Source organism: Thalassotalea sp. G20_0, from assembly GCF_017744175.1.
In the GTDB taxonomy this organism is placed as follows: domain Bacteria; phylum Pseudomonadota; class Gammaproteobacteria; order Pseudomonadales; family Endozoicomonadaceae; genus Endozoicomonas.
Window position 1 is genome coordinate 1 of the sequence record NZ_JAGHQV010000041.1, and the last position, 19,256, is coordinate 19,256.

General features: G+C 49.9%; 11 protein-coding genes and 4 pseudogenes. 2 read left to right on the forward strand and 13 right to left on the reverse strand.

The window, feature by feature from the left end:
• The 6 genes from J7438_RS19535 to J7438_RS19560 all read right to left on the reverse strand — a co-directional run.
• Positions 1–3,874: M26 family metallopeptidase (locus J7438_RS19535; protein WP_209277877.1), on the reverse strand; the 3,874-nt coding region annotated here is incomplete at its 3' end.
• A gap of 337 nt (positions 3,875–4,211) precedes the next feature.
• Positions 4,212–6,428, reverse strand: a complete 2,217-nt coding sequence (locus J7438_RS19540; protein ID WP_209277878.1) for a YgiQ family radical SAM protein — start codon at positions 6,426–6,428, stop codon at positions 4,212–4,214.
• Positions 6,429–6,767: 339 nt separating this feature from the next.
• Positions 6,768–8,336, reverse strand: coding sequence for a long-chain-fatty-acid--CoA ligase (locus tag J7438_RS19545; protein WP_209277879.1), 1,569 nt, complete (start codon positions 8,334–8,336; stop codon positions 6,768–6,770).
• 76 nt (positions 8,337–8,412) lie between these two features.
• Positions 8,413–10,824: a DNA polymerase II gene (locus J7438_RS19550; protein ID WP_209277880.1), complete on the reverse strand. Its 2,412-nt coding sequence runs from the start codon at positions 10,822–10,824 to the stop codon at positions 8,413–8,415.
• Between the two features lie 140 nt (positions 10,825–10,964).
• Positions 10,965–11,990, reverse strand: a complete 1,026-nt coding sequence (locus J7438_RS28430) for a homeobox domain-containing protein (protein ID WP_353620166.1) — start codon at positions 11,988–11,990, stop codon at positions 10,965–10,967.
• Between the two features lie 101 nt (positions 11,991–12,091).
• Positions 12,092–12,907, reverse strand: coding sequence for a homeobox domain-containing protein (locus J7438_RS19560; RefSeq protein WP_209277882.1), 816 nt, complete (start codon positions 12,905–12,907; stop codon positions 12,092–12,094).
• Positions 12,908–13,504: 597 nt separating this feature from the next.
• Between J7438_RS19560 and J7438_RS19565 the strand changes: the two genes are divergently transcribed.
• On the forward strand, positions 13,505–14,257 hold the full coding sequence (locus J7438_RS19565; protein WP_209277883.1) for an SDR family NAD(P)-dependent oxidoreductase: 753 nt from the start codon (positions 13,505–13,507) through the stop codon (positions 14,255–14,257).
• Positions 14,258–14,271: 14 nt separating this feature from the next.
• Here the strand turns inward: J7438_RS19565 and J7438_RS19570 are convergent, their stop codons facing one another.
• The 3 genes and pseudogenes from J7438_RS19570 to tnpA all read right to left on the reverse strand — a co-directional run.
• Positions 14,272–14,643, reverse strand: a complete 372-nt coding sequence (locus J7438_RS19570) for a hypothetical protein (protein ID WP_209277884.1) — start codon at positions 14,641–14,643, stop codon at positions 14,272–14,274.
• Positions 14,644–14,833: 190 nt separating this feature from the next.
• A pseudogene (locus tag J7438_RS27895) lies at positions 14,834–15,039 on the reverse strand (transposase domain-containing protein); the annotation flags it as partial.
• A 69-nt stretch (positions 15,040–15,108) separates the two neighbouring features.
• Positions 15,109–15,441, reverse strand: a pseudogene (gene tnpA / locus J7438_RS28685) (IS66 family insertion sequence element accessory protein TnpA); the annotation flags it as partial.
• A gap of 495 nt (positions 15,442–15,936) precedes the next feature.
• Between tnpA and J7438_RS28435 the strand changes: the two are divergent.
• The gene (locus J7438_RS28435; RefSeq protein ID WP_353620167.1) at positions 15,937–16,125 is read left to right on the forward strand and encodes an HNH endonuclease; all 189 of its coding nucleotides are present in this window, start codon (positions 15,937–15,939) and stop codon (positions 16,123–16,125) included.
• Between the two features lie 359 nt (positions 16,126–16,484).
• Here the strand turns inward: J7438_RS28435 and J7438_RS19580 are convergent, their stop codons facing one another.
• The 4 genes and pseudogenes from J7438_RS19580 to J7438_RS19600 form a co-directional block, all read right to left on the reverse strand.
• Positions 16,485–17,540: a ShET2/EspL2 family type III secretion system effector toxin gene (locus tag J7438_RS19580; protein WP_209277885.1), complete on the reverse strand. Its 1,056-nt coding sequence runs from the start codon at positions 17,538–17,540 to the stop codon at positions 16,485–16,487.
• Between the two features lie 47 nt (positions 17,541–17,587).
• Positions 17,588–17,770, reverse strand: a complete 183-nt coding sequence (locus J7438_RS19585) for a hypothetical protein (protein ID WP_209201025.1) — start codon at positions 17,768–17,770, stop codon at positions 17,588–17,590.
• A 15-nt stretch (positions 17,771–17,785) separates the two neighbouring features.
• Positions 17,786–18,168, reverse strand: a pseudogene (locus J7438_RS28690) (IS66 family transposase).
• Positions 18,120–19,000: pseudogene (locus J7438_RS19600) on the reverse strand (type I restriction-modification system subunit M); the annotation flags it as partial. The pseudogenes J7438_RS28690 and J7438_RS19600, both read right to left, overlap by 49 nt.
• Positions 19,001–19,256 lie beyond the last annotated feature (256 nt).

A 19,256-nucleotide genomic window follows, 5' to 3' on the forward strand; every position in this document is an offset into this window, starting at 1 on the left:
TGGTTGACGGTGTCATCGCTGTGGCCAGTGTCGCAGAAGAAGCTGTTTCGGAAACAGGTATGGTAGTTGACGGTGTCATCGCTGTGGCCAGTGTCGCAGAAGAAGCTGTTTCGGAAACAGGTATGGTGGTTGACGGTGTCATCGCTGTGGCCAGTGTCGCAGAAGAAGCTGTTTCGGAAACAGGTATGGTGGTTGACGGTGTCATCGCTGTGATCAATGGTGCAGGACAAGGCAGGTCGGAAAAGGTTATGTCGGATGCCATGGGCGGGGTTTCGACGGAGAAGAAATCATTGCTGAAATTGCTTGGCATGCGATACTTGGGGTTGGTTTGGCAATCCCGGAGCAAGAGCGAGAGCGGATGAGCGACAGGTTTACACACATCCTCCAGCGGACAGACACCAGGACTGTTACGTAGATCATCGTTAAGATAGGTATCACAAACCCGGGTAAGACCTTCTTTGATACGGACCTTTTCCTCTAAAACCACGCCTTTAATCCTGCAATCAACCGCCGTGGTATTGGTAACGCGAGCACCCCTATACTCACGAACATGCCCTGCCTCAATACCAGCATATGCCCAAGTGCCGTTCGTTTTGACATTACTTTTAACTGCCAGGGTGTTGGCAGCGGTTGCACCCCTTCTAACGTATCCTGTGCCGATAGCTGCATGGGCCTCAGCACCAGAAGTTTCAACCTCGCAATTCACCGCTGTGGTGCCAGTCACGGTGCCACCGTCAAAGGCTGTTCCGGCTCCGATGCCTGCCGCTCCATCGTCATCTCTGGTTTCGACCGTGCATTTCAACGCTGTGGTGTGTTCAACGACGCTGTCAACACCTTGAATAGATCCCGCTCCGATACCGGCATTGGCCCCCATAACAGATTTGCCAGAATTGAAGGTTTTGACATTGCAGCTCACTGCCGTCGTGTTGGTAACAGTGCCATCAACAACATTTCCCGCGCCAATGCCCGCATCGGCATTTTCCTTCCATGTTTTGACGTGACAATTCTCTGCCACGGTATTAGTAACAGTAGTACCCTTCTTAACCTTCCCACCCCCGATACCCGCGCTGGCCTCGCTACCGGTTGCTGCAACATTGCAGTTCACCGCTGTGGTGCCAGTCACGGTGCCACCTTCAAACCATCCCCCGCCGATACCCGCAAAGCCACGATCACCAGAAGTTTCCACCGTGCAGCTCAGTGCCCTGGTGTTGGTAACGATTCCTCCGGCCCAAACATGTCCCGCTCCAATAGCGGCATAAGCCTTTTCGCCTCCGGTTTTAACCTGGCAGTCAACCGCTGTCGTGTTAGCAACAGTGCCATCATGAACATACCCTGCCCCGATACCCGCACTTCCATAATCATTGCCGGTCGTGATGAAACAGTTCACGGCCGTGGTGTTAGCAACGGTTCCGCCATCGACCCATCCTGCACCGACACCGGCATTGGCAAGCATGTTTGAAGTTCGAACCGTGCAATTCACCGCCATGGTGTTGACAACCTTTCCCTTTTCTTCGGCAATGCCTGCAACAACCCCCCCATAGGCTCGAAAACCCGAAGTACTTACATGAGCATTTTCAACCCGGATATTACTGATCATGGCATTATCAGAAATTTTACAGGCCACCACTGCGGCCGGGTCTGTGGACGTTATATTGGCATTAGTAAAGCGCAGGCGATCGACACGGCCTTTACCGGCCAGTTTTTTTATCAGGCAATGTCTGAGATTACTGATGGTACCATTTTCGCCATGGAAGATGCCGGTAAACGGAACGTCATTACTACCGATGGATTGCAATTGGCTACCATCAATACACGGAACAGTTTGCCGGTAAGTGCAACTGCGTGGATAGCTCTCGTTACGGCCAATCTTGCCCAGGGTTTCGGCATCCGCCACCGGAATCGGCTCGCTGTAACAGGTGGCCGATGCTGCCACTGCCGTGGTCAATGGTGCAGGACAAGGCAGGTCGGAAAAGGGGATGGCGGATGCCATGGGCAGGGTTTCGACGGAGAAGAAATCACTGCTGAAATTGCTCGACATGCCTAACTGGTCAAGATACTCGTGGTTGGTTTGGCAATCCGGGAGCAAGAGCGGATGAGCGACATCTTTACACTCATTATCCAGTGGACAGGTGAGATTTTTAAATAGCTCATTGTTAAGGTAGGTGTTACAAACCTGGTGATGCTCACTTACGATATGGGCCTTTGCCTCAAGACCCAAGGCTTCGATCCTGCAATTAACCGCCGTGGTATTGGTAACGGTATTACCGTTACTCTCATGAACCCGCCCTGCCCCAATACCAGCATATGCCCGAGTGCCGTTCGTTGCGACATTACTGTTCACTGCCAGAGTGTTAGCAGCGGTTGCACTCTTTTCAAGCTCTCCTATGCCGATAGCTGCATTGGCAATATCACCGGTAGTTGTAACATTGCAATTCACCGCTGTGCTCCTGTCAACGGTGCCACCATCATAGGCAATTGCAGCTCCGATGCCTGCACGTCCCAAATAATTTTTGGTTTTGACCGTGCAGCTCAACGCTGTGGTGCGTTCAACGAGGCTGCGACCTTTAATAGATCCCGCTCCAACAGCGGCATTTGCACTCTGGCCCACTGTTTCAACGTGGCAGTCAACCGCTGTCGTGTTGGCAACAGTTCCATTTTCAACAATGCCTGAGCCAATACCGGCGCTCCCAGATATATAGGAGGTTTTGACTGTGGAGTTCAGTGCCTTGGTGTAGGTAACGATTCCTCTACGCAAATGTCCAGCTCCAATAGCGGCATAAGCCTCATCGCCCCCAGTTTCAACGTAGCAGTCAACCGCTATCGTGTTAGCAACAGTGCCATCAATAACGCGGCCTGCCCCGATACCTGCGTCTGCTCTATAATTTTCGGTTGTGATGTTACAGTTCACTACCTTAGTGTCAGCAACGGTTCCGACATTGACCTTTCCTGCACCGACACCGGCATTGGCACGCCAGCCTGAAGTTGTAACACTGCAATTCACTGCCCTGGTGTCAGCAACGGTTCCGCCATCGACCTTTCCTGCACCGACACCGGCATGGGCAGACTCGCCTGAAGTTAGAACCGTGCAATCCACCGCCATGGTGTTGTTAACCTTTCCTTTGGCAATGCCTGCTACAACTCCCCCATGGGCTTTAGGGCCCGAAGTACTTACATGAGCATTTTCAACCCGGATATTACTGATCGTGGCATTTTCAGAAATTTCACAGGCCACCACTGCCGCCGGGCCTTTGGACGTTATATTGGCATTAGTCAAGCGCAGGCGATCGACACGGCCTGCACCGGCCAGGGTTTTTATCAGGCAATGTCTGAGATTACCGATGGTACCATTTTCGCCATGAAAGATGCCGGTAAACGGATCGTCATCACTACCGATGGATTGCAATTGGCCACCATCAATACACGGAACAGTTTGCCGGTAAGTGCCATTGAGTGGATAGCTCTGGTTACGACCAATATTGCCCAGGGTTTCGGCATCCGCCACCGGAATCGGCGGGTCGCTGTCACGGGTGGCCGATGCTGCCAGGCCCACAGCAGCAAGACCGGACAGCGCCCCCAGCACCGCCGTCGCCAGATGACCAGACCCGGGCGCTGTGCTTGTCGGTTTACGATGCTGCTGCGATGATTTCTTTTGTGTGTCTTTTATTTTATCGTTGTCGTTTTCCTGGGTTCCGTCCCGCGTTAAAAACGGTACTACCCCAGACTCCCTGGATACATCCAAACTGCCCCATCGTCCCTGTGGCTCTATAGACGCTATTGTGGCAAGTCGGGAGTCGCTGGCAGTGCCGCCTCTGGGCACGGTCGGTGGCTGTATCAACATTACTGCCTCATCAATACTTCGAACGCTTTTTCTCAAAAACATCCTGTGTCGTGTAAATCAGCGAATAAGAGATAAACACCAATATTTATTTGCTGATTCAAATTCTCTGTGAACAACATAGCTCAGAATGCTAAAGACGTTATGCCTATGTTGAAAAAGTCACAGAAAATACGACGTTGGTCACATACCGATGTGCAGGATTTTCAGAGTCAGAAAATCATCAGGAGAAGTTTAAAGATCTGACGGAGTGCCACTACCGCCCGGTGATAATTTCAAGCAAGCGGAGTACAGTAACTGGTTTTCTGCTATGAATTCTTTAATGTCTACCCTACACGGTTTCAATGCCATGGAGATATTTAAACGGTCATTCAGTTTACCTGCCCCGACCTTTTTTCTGCCGGGATGATGAACTCTTTGATGTTCTGGAATTGCGATTATCCCACTGACCGCCCCGGGCTTTCTGGAAATCACCCGGCGATTGTATCCGCTGGCCAGATCTTCTCTGCCCCTTGTTTTCCTCGTCCGGAATCAATTGATGCTTACCGGAACCAATCAGGTCGGAACGATTCATATCCCGCAGGGCCTGGCGCAGGAATGGCCAGTTTTTCGCATCATGGTAACGGAGAAAGGCCTTTTGCAAACGACGCTGATCCAAGGTTCTTGGCGTATACAAACGGGGGCTTTTGTAGCTGACCCGCTTCAGCGGATTCTTTTGGGCATGATACATGGCCGTGGCCAGCGACATGGGCGATGGATAAAACGTCTGCACCTGATCCACACGGAACTTGTTTTTCTTCAGCCATAACGAAAGGTTCAGCATATCTTCATCTTCACAGCCGGGGTGAGCGGCAATAAAGTAAGGAATCAGATACTGCTTTTTACCTGCCTTTTGGGAGAAGTGTTCAAACATCTTTTTAAAGGCGTCATAGGTGCCCATCCCCGGCTTCATCATCAGATCGAGGGTACCTTTTTCCGTATGTTCCGGGGCAATCTTTAAATAGCCACCCACATGGTGCGTCACCAGCTCTTCCACATATTCCGGGTCTTCCACCGCCAGGTCATAGCGCAGGCCGGAGGCAATGGCAATTTTCCTGATACCCGGCAGGGCACGGGCTTTCCGATAAAGCTCTGTGGTCTTCTTATGGGAGGTTTTCAGGTTTTTACAAATCCCCGGAAAGACACAGGAAAGTCGACGACAACTGGCCTGTATCTTGTCATCCTTGCAATTGAGATAGTACATATTGGCGGTTGGACCACCCAGGTCGGATATCTGCCCGGTAAAGCCCGGTACTTTTTCCCGAATATCTTCCAGTTCGGCAATCACCGATTCATGGGAGCGACTCTGGATAATACGGCCTTCATGCTCAGTAATGGAGCAGAAAGAACACCCGCCAAAACAGCCACGCATGATATTGACCGAGGTTTTGATCATCTCGTAGGCCGGGATATTGGCATTACCATAAGACGGGTGTGGACGACGCTGGTAAAACAGGCCAAACACACCGTCAATCTCAGGGGTTGCCAGGGGGATGGGTGGCGGGTTCACCCAGAGTTCACGGTTGCCATGCTTCTGTACCAGCACCCGGGCATTATGAGGGTTGGATTCCTGGTGCAGTACCCGGGAAGCATGGGCATAAAGCACCGGGTCTTTGCGCACCTTGTCAAAGGATGGCAACCGTATGCAGGTGGATGCCGGGTCCAGCGGCTGATTGCGATGCAGAGGCATGGGGATTATGCGCACCGGCTGCACGTCATTATCACCCGCTGATTCAGGCTGGCTGCCGGTTTTGCTATTACAAACCGTCTCTTCTACCTCAGCATAAGGACTGAGGCCATAAGCTTCTTCCAGGGACTGAATATCCCGGGGCCAGTCAATCCGTGATGAATCAATCTCGGTCCAGCCGGAAGGCACCGCCGGTTTGATCACCACGGTTCCCCGGATATCATCAATCTCCCGAATGGTCATGCCTTTCGCTAATCGATCCGCCACTTCGGCCAGGGCCCGCTCAGCATTACCATAAAGCAGAATATCAGCGGTGGCATCGATCAATACGGAACGACGCACTTCATCACTCCAGTAATCATACTGGGCAATACGACGCAAACTGGCTTCAATACCACCAAGCACCACCGGAACATCACTGTATGCTTCCTTACAGCGCTGGCTATAGACGATCACCGACCGGTCCGGTCGCTTGCCCGGCTCCGCGTTCGGTGTATAGGCATCGTCATTACGCACTTTCAGGTCGGCGGTGTAGCGGTTGATCATCGAGTCCATGTTGCCGCCAGTCACACCAAAGAACAGGTTCGGCTTGCCCAGCCGTTGGAAATCTTCCGGGTTACTCCAGTGCGGCTGAGCAATAATCCCCACCCGAAAACCCTGGGATTCCAGGAAACGGCCAATCACCGCCATACCAAAGCTGGGGTGGTCCACATAGGCGTCGCCGGTCACAATAATAATGTCGCAGGAATCCCAGCCAAGCGCATCCATCTCTTTACGGGACATGGGCAACCAGGGCGATGTGCCATAGCATTCAGCCCAGTACTTGGGATAGGAGAAAAGGTCCGGTGCGGTTTTCGGTGTGGCCATGGATTCTTGGATGCTGTGATGAAAAACCGGCTATTTTCACAGAAATTGCCCGTCAGTCCTACCCCGGTATTTAAATCAGCAACTACTAAATAGCGAAAGGTTAATAAGACAAACCGGCCCATTGCCATAAAAAACCGTCAATAAAACGAAGACTACTGCCCTTTATGCTCTCCCTCTTAGGGAGGACATTAAGCTTACCCCTCCATTTTCAATGGCTTTTGAATGGAACCACGAAGGACACAAAGAGCACGAAGGAAAAGAAAATCTCTTCTTTGTGCTCTTTGTGCCCTTCGTGGTTCCATCTTTAACTACCCGAAGAGGGGAGTAGACGCTTAATGTCTACCCTAAGTGCTCTCCCTTAACCTGCTCTCGCAACGCTCTCTTTAATACTTTACCCGTGGCACTGAGTGGGAATTCCTGAAAAAGTCGTACATAGCGCGGGTATTTGTAGTCCCCCAGATGTTGCCGTGCCCAGGTTTTCACTAATTCCGGCGACAGCTCACAACCTTCGTGCAGGATCAGACACGCCATAATCTCTTCAACGTAATAATCATCAGGTACCCCGATAACCGCCGCCTGCATAATATCGGGATGAGCCAGCAACACCTCCTCAACCTCACGGGGGTAAACATTAAAACCGCCACGTATAATCAGATCTTTCTTCCGGTCTACTATGTAGTAGTTACCGGCTTCATCACGGCGGGCAATATCGCCGGTTCGGAACCAGCCATCTTGCAACACCGCGGCCGTCTGTTCCGGCTTGTTAAAGTACCCTTTCATCACGTTGTGGCCGCGAATGACCAGCTCACCGTCCTGACCAAAGGGCAGAGGGTTTCCCTCATCGTCAACCACTTTTAGTGCCACACCGGGAATCGGTCGTCCAATGGAGCCGGGAATGCGCGCCTGATCCAGAGTATTAAAACAGACGACCGGCGACGTCTCCGAGAGACCATAACCTTCAAGAAGGGTGACGTTGAAATTGCCCTCAAATGTCTGCAAAACATCCACAGGCATAGGGCCACCACCACTGACACACAACCGCAGCTTATCGGTAATGGCCTGTCGTTCACCGGCAGACAGCTCCGCCTGCGCACCATTCAGGGCAATATACATGGTGGGTACACCAGCGAAATAGCTGATCTGCTCCTGCGCCAGCAGCTTCAGGGTTGTCAATGCCTCGAAACGAACCATCAACACCATGGTGGATGCTGATGCCACGGCATGGAGCATATGGGCCGTCTGGGCAAAACTATGGAACAACGGCAAAACCACCAGATGACTATCATTCACACCGGTCATCAATAAGGCCGAGCAGATAAGTGCATTCATCGACAGGTTATAGTGAGTGAGCTCAGCACCTTTTGGCTGTCCGGTGGTGCCGGACGTGTAGAGAATGGCGGCAGTATCTTCCGGGGCCCTCTCCTGCGGGTCGGCCATTGAGCCGCTGGATAGCAATGCGGATAGCGTGGACTCACCTCGCCACTCATCCTGGCTGAGGTCTGCGGTAATGACAAAAAAGTGTTCACAGCTGTTCACCCGTTGACAGGCTTCAAGTCCAAACTGCCCCAATGGCAGTTCATCCGAACCTTGAAAACACAGATAGGCGACAGCCTGACTGTCGGTAAGATGATAGGCGATCTCTTTTGGCTTCAGCAGAATATTCAACGGCACCACAACCGCACCGGCACTGAGAATGCCGTAATAAACCATCATGAATTGGGGAATATTCGGGCAACTGACCGCCACCCGGTCACCGGGCCGGATACCTGTTTGCTGCAACCCCTGACCAATAGTGGCTGCCGTATCTTTTAATACCTGATAACTGATACGCCGTTCACCCGCAACAATGGCGGTTTTATCGGGATAAACAGCAGCGCTCCGGAACAGGAAATCAGCAAGATTGGGCATGAAACCAACACCCCGGGGAAATAAAATGGACACCCCAGAACATAGACACCTACCGGTGAAAGCTCAAACTGGCACTTTAAAACAGACTGGTCTGTGACGTGATGATGTTGTCAAAATCCATATCAACAAACGGCAGGATACCATCAGCAATAGGCTTCAACTGTTTATCAATATAGTGATCGTAATCAATCGCACTGTTCCTGTATTCAACAGGTTCAGGGCCATTAATCGTCATAAGGTACTGAACGGTACCTCTGTTCTGATACTGCAGAGGCTTACCTGCTGCCCGGTTATGATCATCGGCCATACGCGCAGCACGAACTTGAGGCGGAACGTTTTTCACATAGTCATTTAAACGCCGACGTAACCTTTTTTTATACACCAGCTGATCATCTTTGTTGCCATTTCGAACGGCTTCAACGGTTGCCAACAGGTAGGCGGAAGGGTTGCTATCGGCAAAAACCAACCTGAGCAACTCAGCCTGAAACTCACGGGCCATTGGTGTCCAGTCTGAGCGAACCGTCTCAAGCCCCTTGCAGATCAGTTCTTCCTTGTCTTTGGTCACTTTCAAACCAGCATAACGTTTCTTACTGCCCGTTTCAGAGCCTCGAATGGTCGGCATCAAAAATCGTCGATAGTGGGTTTCATATTCCATCTCAAGACAGGAGTCTAACCCGTAGGATGCCATCAACAGGGTTTGCCACCGCTTATTAATGTCTTTGGCAAGACTCTGGCCAACCGCGTCCGCCTCATTCGCTGAAAACGTCCCTTCCAACAGCACAAAGATGGAGTCCGTATCACCGTAGATCACCTGATGCCCCTGCCCGGCAACCCACCGGGAGGTCTGCTGCATGATCTCATGGCCACGCATAGTGATGGAGCTGGCCAGCCGGGTGTCGTAAAAGCGACAGCCACCAGAGCCCAGAACACCGTAGAAGGAGTTCATCAGTATTTTGATCGCCTGAGAACGGACACTGTCGTGTTCTGCCTTGGCCTGATCTCGCTGCTGCCAGAGCTGAGTAATAATCCCGGGCAGAAAATGCCGTTCCCTGGAAAACAATGCCCCTTTAAAACCGGGAATGGCGTTGTCAGGATCCTGCAACCCTTCCACCAGCCCCAGGGGGTCAATCTTGAACGTTCGGATAATCGAGGGGTACAGGCTTTTAAAATCCAGCACCAGCACATTACTGTATAACCCCGGCACGGAGTCCATCACGTAGCCACCCGGTGACGCCAGCCCGCCACCCTCGGGCAGATTCGGCGCAATATAGCCCGCACGATGCAGTTTCGGCAGATAGAGATTGGTAAAGGCCTGCACGGAGCCACCGATTCGGTCCAGCTCCAGCCCGGTAAGTTCACTGCGCAGCCGGAGAAAGTCCAGCAATCGGGTTTTGGCAAAGATCTCCGTTACCAGACGACAGTCTTCCAGATTGTATTGCGCCAGTTTCTGCTTATTGTGATGGAAATCGTGAGTAATTTCGTTTATCCGGTTACTCACATTGTTAATGGCCTTGCCCTTGCCTAACAGCTCCCGGGCAACGAATTCAAGACTGAAACTCTCAAAGTGCCAGGTGGCCGATTTTAATGCATCAATACCGTCAATCACCATGCGTCCGGGTATGGAAACATAACCTTCGCCAGCGTCACTGTTGCGCTCCCGCCAACTGGCAGACTGACGACCCCGGCCCAATTTTAATGACATTCTGTGCAGGGTCGCACGCTTCAATAACAGCCGGAAATCGAAGTTAATCACATTCCAGCCAATAAACAGATCCGGATCATACTGTGCTATCTGCGCTTCCAGAGATTCCAGCAACGCCCGTTCGTCAGCTACCCATTGAATAGTGAGTTCATCATCAGTCAGGCGTTCTCTATTTGTTGATGGTGATTTATCCGTCGCAGGCGCTTGATCTGCAAGAGGTTCTCCAATCATCAGGACGGTCGATATGTTCTCCCCATAAAGACCGATGGAGTAAAGCTCACCTCTGGCAGAACACTCAACATCCAGAGACACCACCCGAAATGACGGCAAATACCGGGTGGGGCGGATACGGGCATGGCGATATTCCAGAAATCCCTGTCGCTGAATCGGCTCCCCCGTATACTCCAGAGGCCCATAGGTGAAGCGCTCCATCAGGTAACGGTCATGCAGGCGGATATCCGCTTCATAGATGGGCAGAGATTCAGCACTGAGTAACCGCCGGGCTCGCTGGCTGCTGTCAATGGTCTTGAAATAGAGTGCGGTGACTGGCTGATGATGAAATGTCTTCAGCTCCAGATGCCGGAAGGTAAAGGTTATCTGAGCATGGAGCAGTAACGCTTCAGCCTGCTGAAAAGCAGACGTTGGCAGAAAAAAGACGGCCAGCTCGTTATCTATCACCAGGCATACCGGTTGCCCATCGGTCACTACCCAGAAGACCATTTCCGTCTGATTACGCCGGTCTGAACTCTGCCGACTTAAAAGAAATCCTTTTTGCCCTGATGCCATTGTGAAGATTGTGAAAAATGAAGATAGTGCTATCTTACCTTGATTCAGTGAGAAAGGTCAGATGGCTATCAGCAATCAGGTGCTCCCTTTGCAGTCGCCAGTCATGGATAAGCCGACAGATGGCTTATTACCAACCTTATTCATTCCCCCGGAGCAGTATTTGAACTCGTTGCAGAGGGTTCAGGTTGAGAAAGTCTGGATTGGCAGTAATTAGCGACTGAACGGGAAAATCGTACCGTGGGATTTCTTTCGATGTCTACTAACATCTCTTGCAGCGCTGCAACTGGTGATCTAGCCACAGTACTGGTGATTACAGACCTCTCACAAATTAATTTATATTCCTGATTCTCACCAATCCCATGCCAGGGCAATGAAACACTTTGCTGTTGATCCCCCAAGACCCGTGAAACCGCTCTTGACGACATCATATTTTGAGCGCTGTTTTTTATACTATCCGACAAACATCGCCTTTTAATACTCGTTCTTTTATTTTGAAACCATACTCGAACCTCCTCTTCTTTCATACCCAGCTCTGCAGCCAGAAAAGCTCGTTCCTGGATTGTGACATAAGCCCTGCGTTGAAATACCTTATCAAGTTGTTTAGCTTTCCATTCAGGCACATATAATCGTTTTCTGGGTGCTGCAAGTGCCGTGCTTGCCTGCTGGGGATGTGATTCACTCGTATCAGCTTGGCTTGTTATCTCCCCTGAAGGAGCTGATTGGCAACTTCCTGCCAGATCATCCTCTGTTCTGGTGGAAATAACCGCCCGGTCAGAAGGCCCGGGCCCAGAACTCATACCAGGCCCAGCCAGTCCCTGATGCCTATTGTGATAAGGGGGAAGAGCTGATGCCATGGCAGGCTGGTCAAACAGGGGAATATTCCTTGACACATTACCAATACTGGCAACCTCCATGCCAAATCTATCCGGCAGAAAAAAGTCCCTTGCCTGTGACGTCCAGGGTAATAACCCATCCGCAGAACAAACTGGTTCGTGCCCGGAATAAACTGGCTCAGTATCCGGATGGGCTGCAGCAAACCTGCCGCAGAAAGTCACATTTTCAGGTTTTGTTCCAGAGGCTGAACGAGGGTGAGCATTTTTAGATGCGCCAACTGCGCCAGACAACGGTGTGCAAGATTGGTCGGGGGAAAGCAATGCAGGGTCCATGAAATCAGCCAGTTAGTTATAGGTAATAGACACAAGAATCAAAAAATCCAGTCAACAGGTAGAAGTTATTCTGTAAAGCCTGTTGACGTTTAGTTGCCAGCTCATGTTTCAGTTGAGGTGGAAGAATCTGACTCATCATCAGCATCAGTTAATTCAATCCCTGGAGTAGTTGCAGGAAGTCCGGGCCCGGGACAACCGGATTGACTATAGTCAGCAACTGAAAGGGAAGATTGTGCCTGAGGAGTATCTTTGAGATTCGCTGATATTATCTGCAACGCTTCATCTGGTGATTGAGCCATAGCCGTGCTGATTACTTTACTCTCGCGAAATAATGCATATCTATGCTGAGCACTAACTTCCTGCCGTGATACTGAAGACACTGGCTGCTTCGTCGAAAGGGCCTGGGAAGCAACTGCTTTCGATGCCCTGCCAGATCGAGAGCTTTTTATGACCGAAGAGGCCTGCTTTTTGATGGCCGATCTTTTATTCTGAAACCATGTTTGTATCTGTGATTCTTTTACACCCAACTTCAAAGCCAATGTAGCCTTTTGAAACGTGGTTAAATACTTGTTGCGTTGAAAAGCAGTATTAAGTCTCTGAAGTTGCCAATCCTGAAAGGTGGTCCGCAATCTACTACGTGGATGAAACTCAGGTTCTACTGGCTGGGCATCCATCTCGCTCGTATCAGCTTTGCTCTTTATTGTATCAGCTTTGCTCTTTATCGTATCAGCTTTGCTCATTAACGTATCAGCTTTGCTCTTTATCGTATCAACAGAAACTGACGGACCAGGCTCTCCACCCATAGCCACTACCTGGGTGGAAGTAGCAGTCCGATAAGGTGGCCGGGGACGGTAAACAGAACTCATATCAAATCCTGCCTGCTCTCCCAGGTAATAATGGTCAAGCGCCGGGGCCATGGCATAATGAGTATACAGGGACAAATTCCTTGGTATATGATCGACACTTGAAACTCCGCAACCAAACATGTAAGGAGGGGAAAGCTCCCTTAACTGTGACACCATAGGTATTACACTATCCACGCAATGGACTGGCTGCACGGCAGTAGTTCGTGCTATGGAAAACCTGCCATAAACTGCCGTATTTCTGACTTCTGGTGCACTGGCAGTACGAGTGTCAACAGTTCCGGATGAGCTAACTACATTAGACAACATGTCAGGTGTTTTTCTAGAGAACGCTGCTGGATCCATAACATCAGCCAATTTGTTGTAGGTAGAACCATACTAGACGCGTGCGTCAAAAAATCTAATGAGCTGTAAAAGTTTTTTCTGTATTCAAGGTGACACTAGGAGGCTGTCCGAGAATAGCGCCCGTAGCGAGGATGGCAGAAAATTGAGGATAAAAATTCCGTTTTGTGAGGTGAATAGCGGGGCTATTTACCGAACAAAACGGAATTTTTAGACCAATTTGCTGCCACCGCAGTAGGGCAGTCTATTCTCGGACAGCCTCCTAGCTCAGATCCATTCACACAAAGTTATTGATGCGGCTGCCAAACTATGAAGCGAGTACTGATTACCGGTGCAGCGTCTGGTATGGGATTAAGCGCCTCCCACCTGTTTGCCGACCGTGGCTGGATCGTCATGATGGCGGACTTGAACGACACCGAAGGTCGTGCCCGTTGTGCTGAGCTTCTGGAGGAAGGTTTACAGAATATTCATTTTCATCCTTGTGATGTTTCAGACAGCGCATCCGTCAAGGCGCTGCATGAGCAGACCATGGCCTCCCTCGGTGGCATCGACAGTATTATCAATAATGCGGGCATCTGGCGCGGTGGTGAATTGCACAATACCTCCGAGGAGGACTGGGACACGCTGTTCGCTGTGGATGTGAAATCAATTTTCCTGACCAGCAAATACTTTGTCCCATCCATGATTGCCAACGGCGGTGGTACTATCGTCAATACCGCTTCGGTGTCCGGACTGAACGGTGACTACAACATGGCCGCTTATAATGCGGCAAAAGGAGCGGTGGTCAACCTGACCAGGGCTATGGCCCTGGATTATGGCAAGTACAATATCCGGGTGAATAATGTCTGTCCTTCTGCCTGTGCAACGCCGATGTTTCTGGCCAACCCGACCAATCTCGTCGATCAGTTTAACCAGGCTACCCCCCTGGGACGCATCTGCACCCCGCAAGAGGTGGCGGAGGCCATGTACTTCCTCGCCTCCGATGCCTCCCGCTCCTGCAATGGCGTTAACCTGCCGGTGTCAGGCGGCCTGGAACTCCATACCGGTCAACCGGTGCAATAACCCATGACAAATGTTCAAACAGTTTCAGGTGCTTGCTCGGCCGGGGTTTTTGAAGTTATGACTCTGTTATAAATTTTTGTTATTGTTTCGGAGCCACTGGTAGCTAAGCAGCCGACAAGTGCCCCGGTAAGTATGGGTGCAGGATAGCTAGCGCCCCAATACATTGCACACAACCAGCCAACAAATGCTCCACCGCCGGTATTGGCAGAGCAGTTACCGGCTTTTTTGACACGGCTTTCACTTACTTTTTGCAGATTGTGTTGGCTTGTTGGAACGGGTTGACTTGTTATAACGGTTTGACTTGCTGGAACGGATTGTTTGGTTGTTGCAGTGTTCATATCAATATAACCTTTATATGCAATTGAAATATTTTTTTTATAATCCAAAGAAACTTAGACCATTAAATAAAACACCGACAAGTTGATAATTCAAGAATGGACCAGTAAGAAAAAGGCAGGCATGCTTCGGATTTTGCAACGCTGTAAGGATTATCGGATGAACCGTTTTGCCTGACTGTTATTTTTATTGTGTAAGCACCAATTTAACCAGCGTAATAGCCAACCCTACCAGATCAGCTTATTCTTGAGATGCCTTCACTGCCCAGGGTAGAAGCTGCTCCAGTTTCTCAACCCCCCATAAGGCAGCTCTTTTAAAGTGTGGTTCAGGTATTCGAAAGGCTCCAGGCCATTGGCTTTTGCACTTTCGATCAGGCTGTAAAAGATGGCGCTGGCACCTTTTGGTGTATCAGCAAAAAGCCAGTTCTTGCGACCAAGAGTAAAGGGGGCACCGGGCTGGAATGATGTCCAGCTCTTCCCGGACTCAGGCAAAGTGGACGACGGGCGCATGACAGGTTGATTCATGGTCCACAGTTTCTTTTTCCAATAACCAAACTGTGATGGCCTGACGCCATTTTGTCGGCACCAGGCCTTTTGGCTCAGCCCGGAGTCATGCCAGGCTTCGATTCGTTGCAGCCATTGTTCTTTAGTGGTTTCTGGATTGGTCATTGGAGCCTGATCAGAGGCTTTATGATCCTTAATCAAATCTGAGCAGGGTAGGACGTGGGTTATTTTGGCGCTTACGTTAAACCAGTGGGGTTCCCTTGTCTTTTCTTGCATCGAACTCACGTTACTGTAGTTAGGTACGCTTGGTAACAGGCTGAAATCCTGAAAAGGAGTGCTGAACATAGCATCTACAGAAAAGGCTGAGCAAAGGGGAGCAATCCGAACGATGCCGGTCAAGGTAATGTGCCTATGGTTAAGACCATACTGTTTAACCCCTGGTCATGGCGTTTCACCGCACCCGCAGCCCATGATTGCTATTGAGTTGCGCCGACCTTTGAGAGACCTCTGTGACGCTGGGGTCAGCGAATGCAAATCTCAACCAGCAGGGTCGGGCCACCTGAGATCAAAGCAGGTTAAATGACGGACAGGGAACCTAAGGGCATAGCATCTCTTATGCACTGGAAACATGGGATCGCCTAAGCTGGTCATTGACCTGTATGGCGACAGAGTCTCCGTGGTACCCAATGTCAGGCTGTAATGGTACTGGCAGTCGGTAAACAATCCGGCCTATCCGGACGGTATAAGCAAGCAGTGATGCGAGTGAAAGCCGAAAGGGAGAAGGGGGAAGGGAGGCAGTGTTGTGTGATCTTTAATTTTCGACGGTAATGGATAGTGAATATGCTTTCCGGAAGAACACAACGAAAATTAGAGGGACTTGAGACTACAAAGACATGGCAAAGACTCATGATAGCGAGAAATCGCAAAACTCTCGTACTCTGTGTTGAATGCCATGACCTGCTGCATGCTGGCAAGCTGCCAGACAACAGGTACAGTCCCCGTAACAGCATAGAGAGCCGTGTGCAGTGAAAGTTGCACGCACGGTTCGGAGGGGGGGGAAACGGCAACCTGTTTACAGGAGCACGTTCCCTACCCACTAGGAGGCTGACCGAGAATAGCTAGGAGGCTGACCGAGAATAGCGCCCGTAGCGAGGATTGCGAGAAATTGAGGATAAAAATTTCTGATTCTGAGGAGAATAGCGGGGCTATTTGACGAAGAAGCAGGAATTTTTAGACCAATTTATCGCAACCGCAGTAGGGCAGTCTATTCTCGGTCAGCCTCCCAGGTTGAACCTGAAGACTTCGCCCATTATCAAGATCTATTTAATCCAATAGATGTTATCCCTTTTTATTAATTAACCATGATCCATTTGCTACAGGGTGATCTATCACGGGGCAGAAACTTGCCAGCGTACTATCTCGGGATAATGCCCAGGTGCTATTTGTATATGATGACTCATCACATTGGGTGAGGCACCAAAGCACTGAACATCACATTCGTTAGAAAATTTCTTATAATCATCAATATTAATAAGTGCTCCATGAGAGAGGAAGCTGGCTTGAAGATCTTCACCAGTAATGTGTGCAGCCAAATCTGGTTCCGAGAGAAGGATTGTTCTGTGCATAAGTGTAGCGTTAGGGTCATAAAAAATAACCTTCATGCATCCATCCTGCTTCTTTAATCTCAAGGCCATTGAGTGGTCAATTGCTCCATCGTCGCGTGAACGAAAATAAAAGTTCTTTTCGTCGCCAGCCGACATTTTCCAATACTTTTTTACCAGCCCTGTAATGGCCTCTGAAAACTTTCCCTCAAGGAAATAATATCCATCAGCAAATAATCCATATCGATAATTCTCTACAGATTCGTGTGGATGATTAGATGTATTTGCAAAGGTTGACTGCATTTTTTCTGAGGTATTTATTCTTTTAAAACTATCTTTGCCCCGGCCGAATACATTTTTGGCATAAGCCCAGGCAATATGTCGGCAGACTATTTTTTCTCCAGGAGCTATGGTGTCATTATCAGAGCGGCAGACTCGACCATTAAGGTTTTTTGGAAACCAGGAATTATCAGAGTTATACATGGGAATTGGAACGATAGAACCATCCTGCTTGAAAACGAGTTTAATCTGTAGACTTCGCCCTTTTTCATGCAGCTGTTTTATCTTGTTGACAACATAGCAAGTTGATCTCTCGCAGGCTAGCGGGATGTTAATGTTATAAGCACTTAATGGTTCGTGGAGTGCTTTAGTAAACCATGCATCAGGGTGTTCTTTCATCAACTTTGTGGTGATAGAACGCAAAACGCTGACAGAATAACCACCAAAACTTGCCTTGATGCCATTAACAAGCGATTTTGTGGCCCTGACTGGCATCAAGGAGTCTGAATGTCTGTGCCATGAATGTGAAAGTGCCGACTGAACACCAAACTTGATTTCATCCATAATAGCCGCAGCTCCCGCCTGTTATTACCGATTTCCAGCCATTATAGTTAACATTGACTGCAAGCATAGCTGGCGTCATGCAACCTGAAAAAACCTTGCACCACTTCAGGCATTTTTTGTAGTGCTCGCATCTTGCTACGAACAAAACCTGTGAACTCATCTTTGGTCTTCAAAGCGACTTTTCCCAGCTTTTCTTTGGTAAGCGCCAATTTAACCAGCGTAATAGCCAACCCTACCAGATCAGCTTATTCTTGAGATGCCTTCACTGCCCAGGGTAGAAGCTGCTCCAGTTTCTCAACCGTTTCCGCATAAGGCAGCTCTTTTAAAATGTGGTTCAGGTATTCGAAAGGCTCCAGGCCATTGGATTTTGCACTTTCGATCAGGCTGTAAAAGATGGCGCTGGTCTGGCACCTTTTGGTGTATCAGCAAAAAGCCAGTTCTTGCGACCAAGAGTAAAGGGGCGAATAGCATTTTCCGCCGCTGCATTGCTGATATTCAGGTCGCCATCTTCACAGTACACGACCAGTTTTGACCATTGGTTCAGGGCATAGCCCATGGCTTTATGGGTGAGACTGTCTTGGTGGCAATATCGTCTTCGCTCATGATATTGCGCCTGGAGCCAAGGGATTTACGCATTTTGCCAAACAGTTTGGTGCCATTAATCAGCTGCACCTTTCCCCTTGCGGGCGTCAGTTTTCTTATTGCTCAGCACCCACACACAGGTGGCGATGCCGGTGTTGTAGAACATACCCGTGGACAGAGCGACAATGGCTTCTAACAAGTCTTCTTCGAGAATATAACGACGAATCTCGCTCTCACCACTGCCCGCACCGCCGGTAAACAACGGCGAACCGTTAAGGATAATACCGATACGGCTGGGGTTCTGGTTATCAGAAGTTGGAGTAAAGTGTTCACCGGCGGTTTCGTTGGAGGATTCCGCAAAACGACGAATCAACTCTTCAAACACCAGACCCATTTCATGATTGGACACCGCTGCCGGACTGAGATCAATAGTGCCGAACTTTTGTACCGCCTTGAATAGCAGATTACTGGCGTTCAGGGCATCAATAAATTCGTCAAAACGGAAGTGATCGAAATCTCCCGGGCATCTTTGGAGAAGGACTGGATGTAGTTCTCCAGGTTGTCTTTAATCCCGGTCTGCCCCAGTCTGGACAGGTCCATCTGCGAAGTGTTGAAGAAGGTCAGGCCCTGCGGGTTCTCCGGGTGCGGGTGGCAGGCAGCAGCACTTTCTCCTTGCCATCGGCGGGCAGGTTCATGGTTTTCACCTGCTCATATTTGGCCAGCACCGCCTCTTTGGAGGGCGCGAGTACGCACTCCAGACGGCGCAACAGGGTAAATGGCAGGATGATCCGGCCATACTGGGACTGTTTGAAATCCCCCCGCAGCAGGTCAGCAACAGACCAGATAAAGGCAGCGAGGTTGTTATGGGACTGAGACATAGAGTGTTCTGAATCTTGCAAGTAGGAGTGCGGGTGTGCAGAGATGTTCGGCTGGCACAAACGCCTGGCTTACGACGTCAGTCGCTATTGTGGAGGATATGTAAGGGCTCAAGCCGTGTATTTAAGTAGCTAACCTTCCCTCGCTCTGTGTGGGAACGAGGTAAGGATTGATACTTAGGGTAGACATTAAGCGTCTACTCCCCTCTTCGGTAAGTTAAAGATGGAACCACGAAGGACACGAAGAGCACAAAGAAGA

Bases quoted from the DNA above. Each gene is read 5' to 3' on its own strand.
- J7438_RS19540 (WP_209277878.1), bottom strand. From the start codon at position 6,428: ATGGCCACACCGAAAACCGCACCGGACCTTTTCTCCTATCCCAAGTAC.
- J7438_RS19545 (WP_209277879.1), bottom strand. From the start codon at position 8,336: ATGCCCAATCTTGCTGATTTCCTGTTCCGGAGCGCTGCTGTTTATCCC.
- J7438_RS19550 (WP_209277880.1), bottom strand. From the start codon at position 10,824: ATGGCATCAGGGCAAAAAGGATTTCTTTTAAGTCGGCAGAGTTCAGAC.
- J7438_RS28430 (WP_353620166.1), bottom strand. From the start codon at position 11,990: ATGGACCCTGCATTGCTTTCCCCCGACCAATCTTGCACACCGTTGTCT.
- J7438_RS19560 (WP_209277882.1), bottom strand. From the start codon at position 12,907: ATGGCCCCGGCGCTTGACCATTATTACCTGGGAGAGCAGGCAGGATTT.
- J7438_RS19565 (WP_209277883.1), top strand. From the start codon at position 13,505: ATGAAGCGAGTACTGATTACCGGTGCAGCGTCTGGTATGGGATTAAGC.
- J7438_RS28435 (WP_353620167.1), top strand. From the start codon at position 15,937: ATGCTTTCCGGAAGAACACAACGAAAATTAGAGGGACTTGAGACTACA.
- J7438_RS19580 (WP_209277885.1), bottom strand. From the start codon at position 17,540: ATGGATGAAATCAAGTTTGGTGTTCAGTCGGCACTTTCACATTCATGG.